Consider the following 16,830-nt stretch of genomic DNA (forward strand, 5'->3'; position numbering starts at 1 on the left):
TGCGGTGCGATCATCTCTGCCTTCCGCTTGAGTTTGCCGAGCGTTCGGCGAAAGCCTGCAGCCCGCGCTTGGCGTCGTCGCTGGTGAAGGTGCGGTGACCGAGCCTGGCTTCCTCGGCAAAGGCCTCGTCGAGTGGCAAATCCTGAAGCGTAAGCACGGCTTCCTTGATGGTCTGGATTGCGGTCGGGCTGAAGGCGGCGATCTGCGCGGCGATCTCCTGGGCGAGCGGCTCGACCTGGTCTGGCGCGACAACTTGGTTGACGACGCCCTTCGCTGCCATTTCGTCGGCGCGAAACCGCCGCCCCGAGAGCAGGATCTCCATGGCGTGGGCGTAGCCGATCTGACGAACCAGCCTCACCAGCGTACCTCCTGCCGGCACGAAGCCGAGGGTAGGTTCGGGAAGCTGGAACACGGCGTCTGTGGAGGCGATTCGGATGTCCGTCGCCAGCATAATCTCGAAACCGCCGCCGATGCACAGACCGTGCACCGCGCAGACGATGGGTTTGTAGAATTTCAGTCCCTTGAGATGAGCCGGATCCCAGGCGCTGATGTCGAAATGGTCGCTGGCCAGCGCCGGGATGGACTCCGTCAGGTCTGCGCCGACACAGAATGCGCGCTCGCCCGCACCCGCCAGGACGACAGCCCGAACATCGTCGTCGTCGCGAACAGTCATGAAGGCTTTGCCCAGATCCTCATACATGGCAAGCGAAAGGGCATTTAGCTTTTCGGGGCGCGACAGGCGGATCGTCGCGACGTGACCGGAGCAATGCAGTTCGATCGCCATCTCAGATCGCTCCGTCCTCGGCGAGCTTGCTCAGCTCTTCGGGCGTAAGACCCACCAGCCGCGAATAGACGAAGGTGTTGTGCTCGCCGGGGTTGGGCGCTTTGGCGCAAGCGTTGCCGGGCGTGCCGGAAAGCTTGATCGGCAGCCCGAACATGCGAACCAGCTTGCCGCCGACCGGCACCTTGACGATCATGTCACGAGCCGCGATGTGCGGATCCTCCACCACCTCCGCTATGGTCTTGATCGCGCTGAGCGGGATGCGGTCGCCTGCCAGTTCCTCAAGCTCAGCCTTGGTGTATTTGCTGAACCAGCCTTCCAGTATGGGCTTGACGCGCCGCTCGGCGACCTCCTGCTGGAAGCGCTTTTCCATCGTGTCGATCTCGGGATCACTGGCGACTTCCGGCTCGCCGAAAAGCTCGCAGGTGATCCTCCAGAACTTGTCCGTGTAGCCGCCAAAGAAGACGTAACCATCCTTGCAGGGAAACTGCCCGTAGGGGCGGACGAAAGGATGCTCATTGCCGAGCGGCGAGGCAACGTCTCCTTCCATGGTGTAGCGGACCACCGCGTTCTCGGTCAGCGTGAGCACGGAATCCTGCTGCGAAATGTCGACCACCTGGCCCTCGCCGCCGCGCTCGGCTTCGCGCAGCGCAGCAAGCGTCCCGATCGCAGCGTAAAGCGAAGCCGCGAGGTCGCCGATAATCGTGCCGACCCGAACTGGCGGGCGGTCGGCATAGCCGTTCATAGACCATAGGCCGCCGGCCGCCTGGCCGGTGTTGTCGTAAGCGGGACGCGAGGCGTTCGGGCCGGTGCGTCCGAACCCGCTGATCGCGGTGTAGATCAGGCGTGGATTCTCCTTCTTCAACACCTCATAGCCGAGACCCAGGCGTTCCATGGTCCCCGGCCGGAAATTCTCCACCAGCACATCCGCCCGACGCACCAACTTGCGAAGCAGCGTCTTGCCCTCAGCAGACTTCATGTTCAGCGTGATGCCGAGCTTGTTGCGGTTGAATTGCGTGAAGAAGGCGCTGAATTCCTCGTCTTCTCCGGAGACGAAGGGCGGGAACGTCCGCGCGTAGTCGGGATCGTCTGGATGCTCGACCTTGATCACCGTCGCGCCAAGATCGGCCAGCAGCATGGAGCAAAACGGGCCGGCCACTACCCGCGTTATGTCGAGTACGGTGACGCCCTTCAAGGGACCGGATCCGGTGACCCCGGCTCCAGCGACTGCAAATTCTTCCGACATTTATTCCTCCCTAAGGGCAATTCTTTGCGATGATCCCGGCGCTAACAATATCTCGCCGCCACATCAACCAACGACATAGGCGTGCGTTTCTCACATAACCGGCTTGGAACCACCGCCCGCCATCATCGCCTGCGCCACTTTCGAGCCCGTGGACCGCCCGAGTTCGGCCGAGATGAAGACGCCTGCGTCAATGACGGAGGTAAGATCGACGCCTGTCTCCACGCCCATTCCGTTAAGCATGAACAGGAGATCTTCGGTCGAAACGTTTCCGGTCGCGCCGCTTGCATAGGGACAACCACCCAGCCCAGCGACCGCGCTGTCGACGACGGCGACCCCTTCTTCGAAGCATGCGAGAATATTGGCCAGTGCTTGACCGCGCGTATCGTGGAAGTGAACCGCCAACGCGCCCACTCCAAGCTCCTGAGCGACGGCACGAACGACCGCGCGGGCTTGGCGCGGCGTGCCGATACCGATGGTATCGCCGAGCGAAATCTCGTAACAGCCGAGCTCCGCCAGACTCTGCGATATAGAAACCACTGCATCGGTCGCTACCGGCCCCTCATACGGGCACCCGAGTACACACGATACGTAGCCGCGAACTGCCACATGGTTCGCATTTGCCATCTCGACGACCGGGCGGAACCGCTCGATGCTTTCGGCGATCGAGCAATTTATGTTTCTCGCAGAGAATGTCTCCGATGCCGATGCGAAGATAGCTATCTCTCTTGCGCCGGCTTCGATTGCAGCGACCATGCCTTGTTGATTGGGAACCAGCACCGGATAGCGCACCTCATCAGTCATCGGCAGCTGCCTGACGACCTGGTCGGTACCGACCATCTGAGGGATACGCTTTGATGAAACGAAGCTGCCGACCTCAATCGAGCGAAGCCCTGCCGCAGCGAGGCGCTTGATGAGTTCGAGCCTTGTTGTGACCGGAAGGGCGACTTTTTCGTTCTGAAGACCGTCTCGTGGCCCCACCTCCACAATACGCACACTCTCCGACATGCCGCTCCTCCATATTTTCTTGCGCGACACTATGTCGAACGACAGTGGCAACCGAATATCTTTTATAAACATGAATTGCCCATTCTTATGTGTAAAAGATACATTCTCTGCAGCACGCAAGTGTGGCAGTGCGAGAGAAGGCCCGCACAGCAGAAGAAGACGAGCCGCGAGGATGGAGGGAGCAAAATGACCAATCCTATTGGCACTATGCCAATCGACCCGCAAACGAGCGGAAGCGCTGCGGCTGTCACTTATTACCGACGACTGTTGGACCTTCTCGACAGCAACGCATCGCTGTCGAGCTTTGAGCAGCTGACTACCGATGCCAAGGATGTAGCCTGGAGTGAGGAGTTGGCAGATACGATCGGTGACGCGATCGCCATCACAATGCGGCTGCGCGATAATTTCGAACTCAAACGCAAGCGCGAGATCGAGCTCTCGGCCCTCTACGAGACCGCACGCGATCTGTCCGCGCTTCGCGACACGGACCAAATCCTGCAGGCAATCGTTCAGCGGGCCAGGCAGCTGGTTGGCAGCGACATAGCCTACCTGTCAGCCGCCGACGAAGAACACGGCGATTTCTTCGTGCGAACGACGGAAGGCGTCATCTCACAGGATTTTGCAAGGATTCGCGTGCCGCGCAACATCGGCGTGTGCGGCAGCGTCGCCCGGACGAGGCGGCCATTTTACTCGAGCAACTACCCGGCCGATCACAAGTTCGACCATGACGCGGGGATCGACCGGGCTATTCACGGAGAAGGCATCGTCTCCATTTTGGGCATACCGCTCGAGCTCGAGGCATATGTCATGGGCGTGCTCTTCGTGGGAGATCGCTACGTTCGGTCTTACACGCCGCAGGAGATGGCCGTTCTTTCTTCGCTTGGCACATTCGCCGCACTTGCGATCGAGAACGCAAGACTGCTCGAAGAAGCGCAACGCGCGCTTCTCCTGGCGCGGGAAGCCAATGCCGCACTCAGAACCAAGGCAGATGACATAGAGCAGGCTGCAGTCGCGCATGAACAGCTGACCGAGTTGATCGCGCGTGGTGGTTCGCTAGACGATCTGGTGAATCGGGTTTCGAATTTGTTGAAGGGTCAGGCCGGCGTCGTCGACGAGAGCAGGCATCTTATTTCAGGAGCCTTTTCCGACCACCTTACAGACGAGGCGCTCGCCAAAGCCGTGCGCGAGAGCGACCGCGTCGGCCGATCGGTCTCGCTTCCGTCCACCGACGGCGGCGTCACGGTGGTTACGGCGGTAATGGGAGGCTCGGCTCGCCTGGGCGCACTCATCTTTAGCCGCAGCAGAGCCCTTTCGGCGCCTGAGACGCGCACGCTCGAGCGCAGTGCGATTGTTACCGGCATTGTGCTCCTTTCGCTCGACCGGATTTCGCAGATCGCGCATCGCAACGTTGCCGATACTGTTTCAGCGCTTCTGCGGGGAACCACCGATCCGTTCTCGCCCGAAGGCGCGCGTCGTCTGTCTCCAGGGATTTCCCTTTCGTGGCCGGTTACGGTGATGCTTGTGGAATTGGTCACGATCACATCAGCCCAGGCTTCCTCGGCGCTGCGCTCGATACTGGCCGGTCGCGATACGATCTTCGCCGAGTTCAATGGAGATCTGGCGATCGTCACGAATGCCCCAGAGCCGGACGCTCTCGCCAACCGAATATCGGAAAAGCTGGAGGAAGCCTTCGGCCACAGGTCCAGTATTGTGATCTCCGATCCGATCACCACATTGGACAAGGTGCCTGTCGAATATGAGGGATTGCGTCGATGCTTTGGCCTGATGCGTGGTCTCAAGCAACAGGGTCGGGTCGTGTTCGAAAAAACCCTGTCGGTTTATGCGCTGCTGTTTCACAGCAAGGGAGAGAACGCCGTCGATTTGTTCATGCGCTCCTCGATCGGCGCCCTCGTCGAACATGATGAAAAACGCAAGAGCCAGCTCGCGGCTACGCTGCTTGCTTATCTCGATACGGGGCGCAGCGCACAGAAGGCCGCTGAGCTGTTGGGCATTCACGTCAACACGATGCGCCAGCGGCTCGATGCGATCTCGCTGATCAACCCTGATTGGGCCGATCCTTCGAGAACGTTGGAAGTCCATATTGCGCTACGCCTTCATATCCTCGGACAGGCCACCTGATTTGGCGCGTTACCCCTGTGATGAAGCCACAAGGAAGCGTGGCCCGACTGTAGGCCCCGCACATTGTCCTCGGGACGGAGACCCACTTAGGTTTCGACAAAATCCATCGTGGGAGACTCGTTTTCATGTCCGTCAACAGCCGCATTCCGGGGTTCTACAAGCTCACGCCGCCGGAGCGCTTCAAGACCATAGTCGAACGCAGCGGCTTGTCCGAAGGCGATCTCGCAAGCTTGGCCGCAACGGACGGGAAAATGCTGGCGATCGCCGACCGCATGATCGAGAACGTCGTTGGAACCTTGCCGATACCGCTCGGCGTTGCGGCCAATTTCACCATCAACAGTCGTGACTACCTGATCCCGATGGCAACCGAAGAACCTTCCGTCGTTGCGGCGGCAAGCAACATGGCCTCCGTTGCGCGTATCCACGGAGGATTCCGCACGTCAAGCGATAAGCCCATCATGATCTCGCAGATTCAGGTCGTCGGGGCGAAAGATCCTCAGGCCGCCCGTCTTAGGCTCTATGAGAGGCGGCAGGATCTTCTCGATCTCGCCAACGAACAAGACCCTCTGTTGGTGAAGCTCAGAGGCGGCGCGAAAGACATTGAAGTGCGTATCGTCGAGGCGGCCGGCAAGACCTATGTCGTTTTGCACCTGATCGTCGATGTTCGCGACGCCATGGGAGCAAACGCCGTCAACACCATGGCGGAGGCCCTCGCGCCGCTTGTCGAGCAGATTACCGGCGCGCGTGTTCGCCTACGTATTCTGTCCAACAAGGCAGACCGGCGGCTTGCACGGGTCCGCGCCACTTACGACTCCCAGGCTCTTGGCGGATCGGATGTCGTGGACGGCATCATCGATGCCTATGCTTTTGCCGCGGCGGATCCCTATCGCGCAGCGACGCACAACAAGGGGATCATGAACGGGATCACCGCTGTCGTGCTTGCGACCGGCAATGACACGCGCGCTGTAGAAGCCGGCGCGCATTGCCATGCTGCAGCGGGAGGTCGCTACACGTCGCTATCCCATTACGAGAAGGATGATGCCGGCAACCTCGTTGGCACATTGGAAGTACCCATGGCCGTAGGATTGGTCGGCGGTGCCACCAAGACCCATCCGGTTGCGCAAGCGGCCGTAAAACTGCTGGGCGTCAAAGGCGCTCAGGAACTTGCCGAGATCATTGTTGCCGTCGGGCTTGCCCAGAACACCGGTGCCCTTCGCGCCTTGGCCGCTGAAGGGATACAGAAGGGCCACATGTCGCTTCACGCCCGTAACATCGCCGTCGCTGCTGGAGCTGACGGCGACGAAATCGAGGAAGTTGTGTCCCGCCTGAAGGACCAAGGGCACGTTCGGCTAGACAAGGCGCAAGCTGTTCTTGCAGAGCTTAGGCAAGCCAGCCGCTAATTGGCCCACACAGGACATACTTTTTACAACCCCGTTTTGCCGGTCCGGGTCGTGGTGTGACCCCTTCACGGCATGCGGGATGACTGACTTTTCCTGCGGATTGTCAGTGAATTGTTCACTGGCGCTAAGCGTTCGCGATTCCTGAACTGGCTGCTATCGACGCTCTCCGAGTTATGAGCCCGGCGGGATGAACACTTCCCCACACTGCTGAAATGGACAGGCGCCCTATTGACTGGCGGCGAGCGGGCCTTGACTACTGCCTGCGCACAAGGCACGAGGAACCCCCTCCACCAATTCCGAGCAAATCTTTGCGCGTCATCTCGCTTACGACAATCCCGCCACGGTTTGAAGCAGTTGGAGCCACCTTGAAAAGCCTGGTCAGCCAGACCGGACAGATTGACGAAATCCGCCTTTACGTGCCGAGACGTTACCGTCGTTTCCCAGACTATGGAGGCGAACTGCCCGATGTTCCCGCCGGCGTAACCATTGTACGATCCGACGACGACCTCGGACCCGCCACCAAAGTGCTTTTTGCGGCCCATTCTCTGCGTGGCCGCGATGCGCAGCTACTCTTCTGCGACGACGATCGTCTCTATCGTCATGATTGGGCCGCAACACTCTTTGACGCCCAGAGCGAGAGGCCCGATGAATGCGTCGCGCTTTTCGGCAAGGACTTACGCCTCGGCCTTAAACGCTCGCTCCTGCCAAGGGCTGTCCGAGACAAGAGCAAATTTGACCATCGTTTTGCGCGCTTCAAGCACGGCCTTGCATCCATGTTGACGAACACGCCTGGCCCACGCCCTGGACGTGTCGTTGTCTCCCGCGCGGGATATGCGGACGTGCTGACGGGCTTCGGCGGTGCCGTGGTTCGTCCGCATTTCTTCGATGAATCAGCCTTCGGCATTCCCAGCATACTCTGGGCGGTAGACGATTATTGGTTGTCCGGCCTTTTGGCAGCCAAAAGCATCGGTATTTGGCTCCCGGCCGGTCTGGAACAACCCGGCTGGACCGATGCCAACGAATTGGATGCCTTGGTCGAAGCGACGATAGACGGCGCAGGCCGGACCGAAGCGAATGCTCGCTGCATCCGTTACATGCAAGATCATTTTGGTGTCTGGAAATAGTCGGAGACCGGTCTTTTACGCCGCCTCTTTCCGCTTCCGTGCCTCTCTAGCGGCGGAGTTCGTTGCGCTGGCAGCCCAACTGAAATCATGTTTGGTATCTGAGAGGATGGACGTGAATGCGTCGTTTGCGATCCAATTGTTCAGGCCGTCTCGTTAGTCCGCGTCTTCCTCGACTGTAGCCGAACATCGCTGATTTGATGGCCACTTGCCAACGGCCGAGGCGACTGATCTCTATGTCCGCTGTAGCAGCCAGATCGGCACCGATCGGCTGCGCCAGAAGCCATGACAGGAAAACGCCCTCGGGTTGCGGCGAGCGTGTCATGCTCGCCGCCGCGGGGATGTGCTCCGTACTCAATCCCAAGCCGGTGCTCCGCCGTTCTGGTATTCGATGACGCGGGTCTCGAAGAAGTTCTTTTCCTTCTTCAAATCCATCGCCTCGCACATCCAAGGAAACGGATTTTCCACCTCCGCAAAGACCGGTTGAAGGCCAAGCTGGGCGCAGCGGCAGTTGGCGATGAAATGCATGTAGGTTTCGCACAGCGCTGCATTGAGGCCGAGGAAGCCGCGCGGCATCGTATCGCGGCCATAGGCGGCTTCCAGTTCCGCCGCATCGCGGATCATACCGCGTACCTCATCCTGGAATGCGTTGCTCCACAGATCGGGGTTCTCGATCTTGATCTGATTGATGACGTCGATGCCGAAATTCAGGTGGATGCTCTCGTCGCGCAATATGTACTGATACTGTTCGGCGATGCCGACTATCTTGTTGCGGCGGCTGAGCGACAGGATCTGCGCAAAGCCCGTATAGAACCACATGCCCTCGAAGATGACGTAGAAGGCCACGAGGTCGCGCAGGAAGTCGCGGTCCGCTTCCGGCGTGCCGGTGCGGAAATCGGGATCGTCGATATTCTGCGTGTGTTTCAGCGCCCACGCCGCCTTGTCGGTGATCGACGGCACTTCGCGGTACATGTTGAACAGATCACCCTCATCGAGGCTGAGACTTTCCACGATGTACTGGAAGGTGTGGGTGTGGATCGCTTCCTCGAAAGCCTGACGCAGCAGATATTGCCGGCATTCCGGGTTGGTCAGGTGCCGATAGATCGCCAGCACAATGTTGTTGGCCACCAGCGACTCTGAAGCGGCGAAGAAGCCGAGATTGCGCTTGATCATGCGCCGCTCGTCGTCGGTCAGCCCGTCCTTCGATTTCCACAGGGCAATATCTGCCTGCATGGAAACTCGGTCGGCATCCAGTGATTGTTGCAGCCGTTGAGGTATTTTTCTCAGGCCCAGCGATACTTCAGCGGCAGAAGTTGATTGACGTCCGCACGCGCATTGATCATCCGCTTGTCGTCGACGCGCACGCGGCTGCCGCCACGCTCGATCTCGCCGAGGCCGGTAGCATCAGTGAGAGGCGCATTGCCGGCGAGAAGCGAGACAGCGGATGTGGTTTTTGATTCGGACCAGTCGAGCATTTTGTTGTTCTCCTCAACGATTATTCTGCATGGCCGGCGCTGCCCCTCACCTGCCTGCCGGCATCCTCTCCCCGTATAGTGACGGGGAGAGGATGCCTGGCAGCAACCTTGCCGCTTTTCTTCCTTCTCCCCGTTCACGGGGAGAAGGTGGCCCGAAGGGTCGGATGAGGGGCGGCGTCGGGCTACGCGATCAGCTTTAGCCTACTGGCACGCTTCAAATTCGGGATCGTCGATGGCACAGGCCTTGCCCCATGCGGCGTCGGCATTGACGACGATGGGTGCCGCAGCCACGCTGACCGCGGAGACCGCGGAGACCGCGTTGAGCTTGCCGTTGGTGCCCTTCAGCGTCGATTTCTCGACATGCAAGGCCGAGCGCGAACGCAGGTAGTAGGTAGTCTTCAACCCCTTGTTCCAGGCCAACGGTAGAGCGCGTCGAGCTTCTTGCCGCTGGGATTGGCAATGTAGAGGTTGAGCGACTGCGCCTGGTCGATCTGCCCGACCGAGCCGTCGAAATATTTGAGATCGGAAACCATCACCTCGTCCCACAGCCCCCTCGCCTTCAGGTCATGCATAAGTGCTGCATTCACCACGGTAAAATCGCCGGACATGTTCGATTTGACGAACAGGTTCTGGTAGGCCGGCACGATCGACTGCGACACGCCGCAGATGTTGGAGATCGTCGCCGTCGGCGCGATCGCCATAGTGTTGGAATTGCGCATGCCGTTTTTCTTCACGCGCTTGCGCAGGCTCTCCCAGTCGAGCGTCAGTGAACGGGTCCATATCGACCTTGCCACCACGCGCCTGCGCCAGAAGGTCGATGGAATCGATCGGCAGAACGCCCTTCGACCACAGCGAACCGGCAAAACTCGGATAGCGACCGCGCTCGGCGGCAAGATCGCAGGACGCCGAGATCGCGTTGTAGCTGACCGCTTCCATGCTGATATCGGCGAATGCCACGGCCTCGTCGGAAGCGTAGGCGATCTTCAGCGCCTGCAGCGCATCGTGAAAGCCCATCAGCCCAAGCCCGACGGGCCGATGCTGCAGGTTCGAACGGCGCGCCTCGGGGATCGTGTAGAAATTGATGTCGATGACATTGTCGAGCATGCGCATGACGGTCTTTACCGTGCGCGCCAACCGGTCGAGGTCGAGGCCACTCACAGTCAGATGATTGATCAGATTGACGGAGCCGAGATTGCAGACCGCGACCTCGTCCTTCGGCGTATTGAGTGTGATCTCTGTGCAGAGATTGGACGAATGCACGACGCCGATATGGCCCGGCGGCGAGCGGATATTGCAAGGGTCCTTGAACGTGATCCATGGATGCCCGGTCTCGAACAGCATGGTCAGCATCTTGCGCCAGAGATCGAGCGCGCGGACCTTTCTGAATACCTTGATGCCGCCGGCAGCAGCCTTCGCTTCATAAACCTCATAGGCCGTCTTGAAAGCCGAGCCGTAGAAATCGTGCAGATCCGGCGTCTCGTCGGGCGAAAACAGCGTCCACTCGCCATCAGTCTCAACGCGCTGCATGAACAGGTCCGGCACCCAGTTGGCGGTGTTCATGTCATGCGTGCGGCGGCGGTCGTCGCCGGTGTTCTTGCGCAGGTCCAAAAACTCCTCGATGTCGACATGCACGTCTCGAGATAGGCGCAGACCGCACCCTTGCGCTTGCCGCCCTGGTTGACGGCAATCGCCGTGTCGTTCACCACCTTGAGGAACGGCACCACGCCCTGGCTTTCACCATTGGTGCCCTTGATATGCGCGCCGAGCCCGCGCACCGGGGCCCAGTCATTGCCGAGACCGCCGCAATATTTGGCCAGCAGCGCATTGTCCTTCACCGCCTTGAAAATGCCGTCGAGATCGTCCGCAACGGTGGTCAGGAAGCAGGAGGAAAGCTGCGGCCGCAGCGTGCCGGAGTTGAACAGCGTCGGCGTCGAGGCCATGAAATCGAAGGACGACAGAAGGTTGTAGAATTCGATCGCGCGGGCCTCGCGGTCGATCTCGCGTGAGGCCAATCCCATCGCGACGCGCATGAAGAAAGCCTGCGGCAGTTCGAACCGCTTGCCTTTGGTGTGCAGGAAATAGCGGTCATAGAGCGTCTGGAGGCCAAGATACTGGAATTGCAGGTCGCGTTCGGGCTTCAGTGCAGAACCAAGACGAGCGAGATCGAAGCGGCCGAGTTCCGGATCGATCAGCTCAGCCTTGATGCCGGTCGCAATGTACTCCGGGAAATAGGAAGCGTAGCGTTCACCCATCTGGCTTTGCGTCGCCTGCTCGGTCCGACCCGTGACGAAGGTCAGCGCCTCACGCCGCAACCGGTCGAGCAGCAGACGCGCGCTGACCAGCGCATAATTCGGTTCGGTCTCGACAGCGTGCGCGCGGCCAGGATCGGCGCAAGCGAAAGCTCGTCCAGCGTGATGCCATCATAGAGATTGCGCCCCGTCTCGCCGAGGATCAGATCGGACGAAACCGCATCCAGCCCTTCACAGGCTTCCTCGACGATGCGGGCAAGCCGCGCCTTGTCGAACGGAACAAGGCTGCCGTCATCGGCCCTCACCTTCAGCGAAGGTGCGGCAATCTCGGTCGTAGCTGCCTTCGCAAGCGCCCGCTCACGCGCCCGCTCCTCGCGATAGAGTACATAGGCGCGCGCTATCCTGTGGTGCTCGCTTCGCATCAGCGCCAGTTCGACCTGATCCTGAATTTCCTCGATATGAAAGGTGCGGCCAGCATCGGCGCGCCGCGTCAGCGCATACACGACGTGCGACGCCAGTTCTTCCACGACATCGTGGACGCGCCGCGAGCCTGCCGCGACCGAACCTTCGACGGCGAGAAACGCCTTGGTCAGCGCAACGGTGATCTTGGAGGCGTCGAACGGCGTCACCGCGCCGTTGCGGCGAATGACGCGATAACCGGGCTCGGTCTGCCGATCTCCCATCTCGGTGAAAGTGGATGGAACCCTGTCGGTCCCGTTGGTCTGAACTGTCGAAGTCGCCGGCATCTTAAATCCCCGTAGTGTTGCAAGACGGGGATAACTGCGGACGCATTCCGATAGACCGTGCGACGCAAGCCGCACGAAGCAAGCGCACCACCGGGACACCCCGCCCGTGGACGTTCAAAATCTATCGCGGCAGGTCTCGTGGCTCGCAGGTCGTCGCTTCCGTCGGCCTTCCCAGCGCCTTGGCGCCAGTGGCGTTACTCGACTTAAGCTCACTGCTTACAGTTGCGGGGGCAGCGCCGGCATTGCGATATCGCGCACCGGCTTCCCTCTTAGCTCTCAAGCCCGAACAGACTCGAAAGAACCACGATATCTACATACTGTGCCAACGACACAGTAGACGTCAACAGCTTGTATTCGGATAGCACGGATAAATTCGACACGATCACCTATGGCCGGAACACATGCATTGGAATGGATTGGCCAGTTATCGCAGAGAGCTGGCCACCGGACGGTCGGAAGACGAAGAGACGTATTGAACAGCCATACGAATCAACTCGGGAAGATTGCGAGCGCCGAGCTTGATTTTGAGCTGTGAACTCATATTCACAACCGTTTTATAGCTGACGCCGAGATCATCGGCGATTTCCGCGTAAGGCTTGCCTTCTGCCAGCAGGGCAAGCGTCTGCAACTCTCGTGGCGTTGCCTCTGCGAGCAAGCCGCGGCTGCGCCCCGGCGTTCCGATGAGCGCCACCTGCAGAGCCATTTGATGACCAAGATAGGGTTTTCTGGCGCGCACTGACTCAAATGCTTCAAGAAAGTCGCGAGGACCGGCATCCTTCAATACATATCCGGTAGCGCCAGCCTTTAGTGCACGGCTCACGATGACGGGGTCGCTATGCATGCTGAAGACAAGAATTGGCGTGCGGGTGTCGTGAAGTCGCATGCGTCTGATCAGATCGAGGCCGCCAAGCCCGCCGCCCTGCAGGGCGAGGTCAATGACGACGACATCCGGGTGCTTGCGTCGGTAAAGGCGGTAGCCGGCAACGACACTGTCGGCCTCCAACATCTCGTGAACTCCCGCATCCTGCAGAATGCGCCGGCATCCCTGCAACACAATCGGATGATCATCGATGATGAGAACCTGCGTCATGGCTGTCCTACCCGAGTACCGTTCTGGCCGCGTGTGGATTGCTGCTGATTGAGCGGGATGGAAATTTCGAGACGGGTTCCAGCACCGGGTTGGTTCGTGATCGAAAAATTTCCGACAAGTGCACGCACGCGCTCTTCCATACCGGTCAACCCGAGACCACGGGCCGTTCCCGGCGCAAAGCCGCGCCCATCATCCTTGATCGAAAGTTGCAGCACAGTGCGATGCCCCGGATGCTCGCTCTCTTGACTGGTGGCCGGCTGCTCGCCCAATGCGACGTCTATGCTCCGTGCTTCAGCATGCCGAAGGACATTGGTGATTCCCTCTTGAATGCATCGGTGGATCGTGATGTTGACCGGATCATCATATCTGTCGGCAAGGCGGCCGACGGCAAGGGAGATCTTCGGCGTCGGTCCATGCCGTTGGAACTCGGCCAGCAAACCGGCAATCACTTCGGCAAGCGGAAGATGATTGAGTGCCATAGGGCGGAGCTTGTTGAGAAGGCTGCGGTTCATGGTCTGAATCTTGTCGGCAATCTCATCGATCGTCGCCGTACGTTCCCTCACCTGCCCCGCCACATTGTCCGGCAGGCTTCCTGCGAGGCGTTCCAGGGAAGCGACGTTGGCTTTGATGCCGAACAGGCAAGGGCCCAGTTCGTCGTGGAGCTCGGTGGCGACCTGCCGGCGCTCATCGTCCTGGACCGTAACCAGCTGATGATTCAGGTGCTCATTGTCGACCTTCGCGGCACCGAGCCGATTGGCGAGCGCGTTGAAACGATCGGTAATATCAGCCAGTTCCTGCACGTTTGGGCGCGAGAGGCGATGTCGAAACTGCCCCTTCTCGAGTTCACGCAGGCCATTCGCCAGATTTGTCAGTGGGTGAAGCACGCGCCCAAGCGCAAGGTAGAGTATCCCCAACACGATCAGGCCGAGTACGAGCGCTACAAGACCGAGAGACCGGGTGTCCTGCCAGACTTCGCCGATCTCGTCCGATGCGTGCCCGACAATGATAACCGAGCCGATGTGACGGCCGCCGGAAACGACCTGCATCTCGCGGCGAACGTCCTCGACGCGGACAATCGACGTAAACCACCGCGGCACGGCGACTTGATCGCCGACGACTGCGTTGCTGGCTGCCATCGGCAGAAGTGCGGCCCGGCCGCCGTCGGCATTGGTTACAAGTATTCGCACGTGACGCAGATTGCCTATCCGCAACGGAATATCCGCAAGCTGCAAGACCTCTGAGTCTGCGCCTTGCGGATGTTCGAGAACCTCGCGCACCAGACGTTCCGCGAGTTCCAGGGCCGCTGCCACCTCAACCTCGGTTGCCCGCTTGGCGTTGTAAACGATGAGAATGGCAGCGGTGATCGCTGCTACGAGACTTACGAGAATGATGGCTGAAAGTATCTGCCAGCGGATCGATAGCCTCTGCCACGGGCGGTATGACCACCCGTCCGTTACGCCACCGTGGGTTATCCGATCCGCTGCCTGCTCAAAAGTGCTGTCGGCCATCGCTTACCCTATCATTCGATCGGAATTCTCCAAACTTCCCAGAATTGGCGCGTAACGCGGGTTCGTTCTGGCCGTCGAACTGCATCAAACCTTGCACAGGTGGCTTTCCTCCAGCAAGGCGATTACAGGCGATCCCCGATTTCCCTCACTCTTCCTTCCCGGACATGGCCGGATTCCAACCGCAGCATACGTGCAAGACAGGAAACCGTCTCGGGCACTTTTGGCAATCAAATCGAGAACAACTGCCATAGCCAGCACAGGCTGGTCTCCGTAACGTGAGAGTGCTTGGAAGCAGGCGACGCACTTTGATCTTGTGCGCGGTGTCCGGAAGGCGGCCCCTAACCGTCAAATTCCGGACACCCGGCAAGTGCGGAATTGACAAATTGGGCACCTCCTTAGCGCGTTGAGTTCGGTCATTTTTTGCCGCAGCGCGAAGAGTGATACATGTCTCATGAAAGACTTCGTGCCTGATATCCTCGCGTCCTTAAGCGCGCTGTTCTGCATTTCTCTCGGCAGCGCGGCGGCGCAGCAATCCAAGGCCGAGCCGGATGTGGATGCCGTTGCTCTGTTCAACGACACCGTCGCCAGGGGCAATCATTATCTGCTTGCCGACATTTCAGCACAGAAACTGCTGTCGACCGGTCGATACCACGCAGGATCACGGCATTCTGATCTTCAAACAATCAGTCGGGAGGAGTTTTGAATGGGAAGACGATTGGCATTGCTGGCCGCGACCTTGGCTGCAGGTTGCGTGGCCTCGCCGGCCTGGGCCTACATGGTCTATGTCTCCAACGAGAAGGACAACACGATGAGCGTCGTCGATTCCACGACGATGGAAGTGGTCAAGACCGTCAATGTCGGCCAGCGCCCGCGCGGCATCACCATCTCCCATGACGGCAAATTCGTCTATCTCTGCGCCAGCGACGACGACACCATCGAGGTCATCGATACGGCAACGCTGGAGATCGTCGACACGCTGCCGTCCGGTCCCGATCCGGAACTGTTCGTTTTGTCTCCCGACGGCAAGAAACTCTACGTCGCCAATGAGGACGACAACCTCGTCACCGTCATCGATGTCGCCACCAAGAAGGTGCTGGCCGAAGTGCCGGTCGGCGTCGAGCCAGAGGGCATGGGCGTCAGCCCCGACGGCAAGGTCATGGTCAACACGTCGGAAACGACAAACATGGCCCATTTCATCGACACCGAGAGCCATGAGATCGTCAACAATGTGCTGGTCGATTCGCGCCCGCGCTTTGCCGAGTTCAAGCCGGATGGCTCCGAGGTCTGGGTCAGCGCCGAGATCGGCGGCACAGTTTCGATTATCGACAACGCAAGCCGAGAGGTGACGCACAAGATCACCTTCGAAATCCCCGGCCTGCGTGCAGAGTCTATCCAGCCGGTCGGCATCCGCATCACCGCCGACGGCAAGAAGGCCTATGTCGCGCTCGGGCCGGCCAATCGGGTGGCGGTGGTCAATGCCGAGACCTACGAGGTCGAGAAATATGTGCTGGTCGGCCAGCGTGTCTGGCAGCTTGCCTTCACCCCCGACCAGAAGACGATCATCAGCACCAACGGCATATCCAACGACATCACCTTCATCGATGTCGCCACCGACGAGCCGACCCAGTCGGTCACGGTCGGGGCGCTGCCATGGGGGGTGGTCGTGTCGCCGAACTGAGCGGCAGAGAGTTTACGCAGGCAACAAGAAGGAGGAGACGTAATGAGGAAATACCGCAGGATCGCTTTCGCGGCACTGATGGGAGTGGCACTGTCTGCCTCGCACGGCTGGGCGCAGGATGCCGACGACGATGATGACGACAAGCCGGCAGCCGCTGCCACCACCGCCGCCGCACCAGCGAGCGGCGAAAAGGAGCAGGTGACCCGTGCCAGCAAGGACGTGCCCGAATTGATCCTCGGCACCAAGGAGGACCAGTTCACCGCCAACCAGAAGGATTTCGAGCTGATCGCCGGGCAAGGCTACCGCTGGAAGATTTCGGCTGCGGGCGGGCTGGAATACAAGTTCGTGACCGACCTGTTCCGCAATGTCTGGATGAACCAGATCGTCATCAA

The 16,830-nt window shown here is 59.8% G+C and carries 11 protein-coding genes, 2 pseudogenes and 1 riboswitch; of the genes and pseudogenes, 6 read left to right on the forward strand and 7 right to left on the reverse strand.

What is annotated here, in order from left to right:
• Nucleotides 1–10: 10 nt before the first annotated feature.
• The 3 genes from BM413_RS30120 to BM413_RS30130 all read right to left on the reverse strand — a co-directional run bounded on the left by BM413_RS30120 (nt 11) and on the right by BM413_RS30130 (nt 3,032).
• Complete coding sequence (locus BM413_RS30120; RefSeq protein WP_091918535.1) at nt 11–784, reverse strand: enoyl-CoA hydratase/isomerase family protein; 774 nt, start codon at nt 782–784, stop codon at nt 11–13.
• 1 nt (nt 785) lies between these two features.
• Nucleotides 786–2,027, reverse strand: a complete 1,242-nt coding sequence (locus BM413_RS30125) for a CaiB/BaiF CoA transferase family protein (RefSeq protein WP_091918536.1) — start codon at nt 2,025–2,027, stop codon at nt 786–788.
• A 90-nt stretch (nt 2,028–2,117) separates the two neighbouring features.
• Complete coding sequence (locus BM413_RS30130) at nt 2,118–3,032, reverse strand: hydroxymethylglutaryl-CoA lyase (protein ID WP_091918537.1); 915 nt, start codon at nt 3,030–3,032, stop codon at nt 2,118–2,120.
• 120 nt (nt 3,033–3,152) lie between these two features.
• Between BM413_RS30130 and BM413_RS30135 the strand changes: the two genes are divergently transcribed.
• The 3 genes from BM413_RS30135 to BM413_RS30145 all read left to right on the forward strand — a co-directional run bounded on the left by BM413_RS30135 (nt 3,153) and on the right by BM413_RS30145 (nt 7,695).
• The gene (locus BM413_RS30135) at nt 3,153–5,171 is read left to right on the forward strand and encodes a helix-turn-helix domain-containing protein (RefSeq protein WP_210189008.1); all 2,019 of its coding nucleotides are present in this window, start codon (nt 3,153–3,155) and stop codon (nt 5,169–5,171) included.
• A 125-nt stretch (nt 5,172–5,296) separates the two neighbouring features.
• Nucleotides 5,297–6,571 carry a hydroxymethylglutaryl-CoA reductase, degradative gene (locus tag BM413_RS30140; RefSeq protein WP_091918539.1) on the forward strand — a complete coding sequence of 425 codons (1,275 nt, stop codon included), beginning with the start codon at nt 5,297–5,299 and terminating at the stop codon, nt 6,569–6,571.
• A 365-nt stretch (nt 6,572–6,936) separates the two neighbouring features.
• Nucleotides 6,937–7,695: a glycosyltransferase family 2 protein gene (locus BM413_RS30145; protein WP_244538109.1), complete on the forward strand. Its 759-nt coding sequence runs from the start codon at nt 6,937–6,939 to the stop codon at nt 7,693–7,695.
• Between the two features lie 351 nt (nt 7,696–8,046).
• Here the strand turns inward: BM413_RS30145 and BM413_RS30150 are convergent.
• From BM413_RS30150 to BM413_RS30165, 4 genes and pseudogenes are all read right to left on the reverse strand, one after another.
• Nucleotides 8,047–9,167, reverse strand: a pseudogene (locus BM413_RS30150) (ribonucleotide-diphosphate reductase subunit beta).
• Between the two features lie 201 nt (nt 9,168–9,368).
• Nucleotides 9,369–12,099 (reverse strand): annotated as a pseudogene (locus BM413_RS30155) (ribonucleoside-diphosphate reductase subunit alpha).
• 173 nt (nt 12,100–12,272) lie between these two features.
• Nucleotides 12,273–12,483: riboswitch (cobalamin riboswitch) on the reverse strand.
• 103 nt (nt 12,484–12,586) lie between these two features.
• The gene (locus BM413_RS30160; protein WP_091918541.1) at nt 12,587–13,252 is read right to left on the reverse strand and encodes a response regulator transcription factor; all 666 of its coding nucleotides are present in this window, start codon (nt 13,250–13,252) and stop codon (nt 12,587–12,589) included.
• On the reverse strand, nt 13,249–14,760 hold the full coding sequence (locus BM413_RS30165; RefSeq protein ID WP_091918542.1) for a histidine kinase: 1,512 nt from the start codon (nt 14,758–14,760) through the stop codon (nt 13,249–13,251). Before BM413_RS30165 ends, BM413_RS30160 begins: the two co-directional genes overlap by 4 nt.
• A gap of 451 nt (nt 14,761–15,211) precedes the next feature.
• Between BM413_RS30165 and BM413_RS30170 the strand changes: the two genes are divergently transcribed.
• From BM413_RS30170 to BM413_RS30180, 3 genes are all read left to right on the forward strand, one after another.
• Nucleotides 15,212–15,463 (forward strand): hypothetical protein, encoded by a 252-nt coding sequence (locus BM413_RS30170; RefSeq protein ID WP_091918543.1) that lies wholly within the window; start codon nt 15,212–15,214, stop codon nt 15,461–15,463.
• Nucleotides 15,464–16,438, forward strand: coding sequence for a YVTN family beta-propeller repeat protein (locus tag BM413_RS30175; protein WP_091918544.1), 975 nt, complete (start codon nt 15,464–15,466; stop codon nt 16,436–16,438). It abuts the gene before it with no gap.
• A gap of 42 nt (nt 16,439–16,480) precedes the next feature.
• Nucleotides 16,481–16,830 (forward strand): hypothetical protein (locus tag BM413_RS30180; RefSeq protein ID WP_091918545.1); only part of this gene is annotated, 350 nt, incomplete at its 3' end.

The sequence above is a fragment of the Mesorhizobium sp. YR577 genome (assembly GCF_900116595.1).
In the GTDB taxonomy this organism is placed as follows: Bacteria; Pseudomonadota; Alphaproteobacteria; order Rhizobiales; family Rhizobiaceae; genus Mesorhizobium_M.

Excerpts from the sequence above, each read along its gene's own strand:
- BM413_RS30120 (WP_091918535.1), bottom strand. The coding sequence starts at position 784 with ATGGCGATCGAACTGCATTGCTCCGGTCACGTCGCGACGATCCGCCTG.
- BM413_RS30125 (WP_091918536.1), bottom strand. The coding sequence starts at position 2,027 with ATGTCGGAAGAATTTGCAGTCGCTGGAGCCGGGGTCACCGGATCCGGT.
- BM413_RS30130 (WP_091918537.1), bottom strand. The coding sequence starts at position 3,032 with ATGTCGGAGAGTGTGCGTATTGTGGAGGTGGGGCCACGAGACGGTCTT.
- BM413_RS30140 (WP_091918539.1), top strand. The coding sequence starts at position 5,297 with ATGTCCGTCAACAGCCGCATTCCGGGGTTCTACAAGCTCACGCCGCCG.
- BM413_RS30160 (WP_091918541.1), bottom strand. The coding sequence starts at position 13,252 with ATGACGCAGGTTCTCATCATCGATGATCATCCGATTGTGTTGCAGGGA.
- BM413_RS30165 (WP_091918542.1), bottom strand. The coding sequence starts at position 14,760 with ATGGCCGACAGCACTTTTGAGCAGGCAGCGGATCGGATAACCCACGGT.
- BM413_RS30170 (WP_091918543.1), top strand. The coding sequence starts at position 15,212 with ATGAAAGACTTCGTGCCTGATATCCTCGCGTCCTTAAGCGCGCTGTTC.
- BM413_RS30175 (WP_091918544.1), top strand. The coding sequence starts at position 15,464 with ATGGGAAGACGATTGGCATTGCTGGCCGCGACCTTGGCTGCAGGTTGC.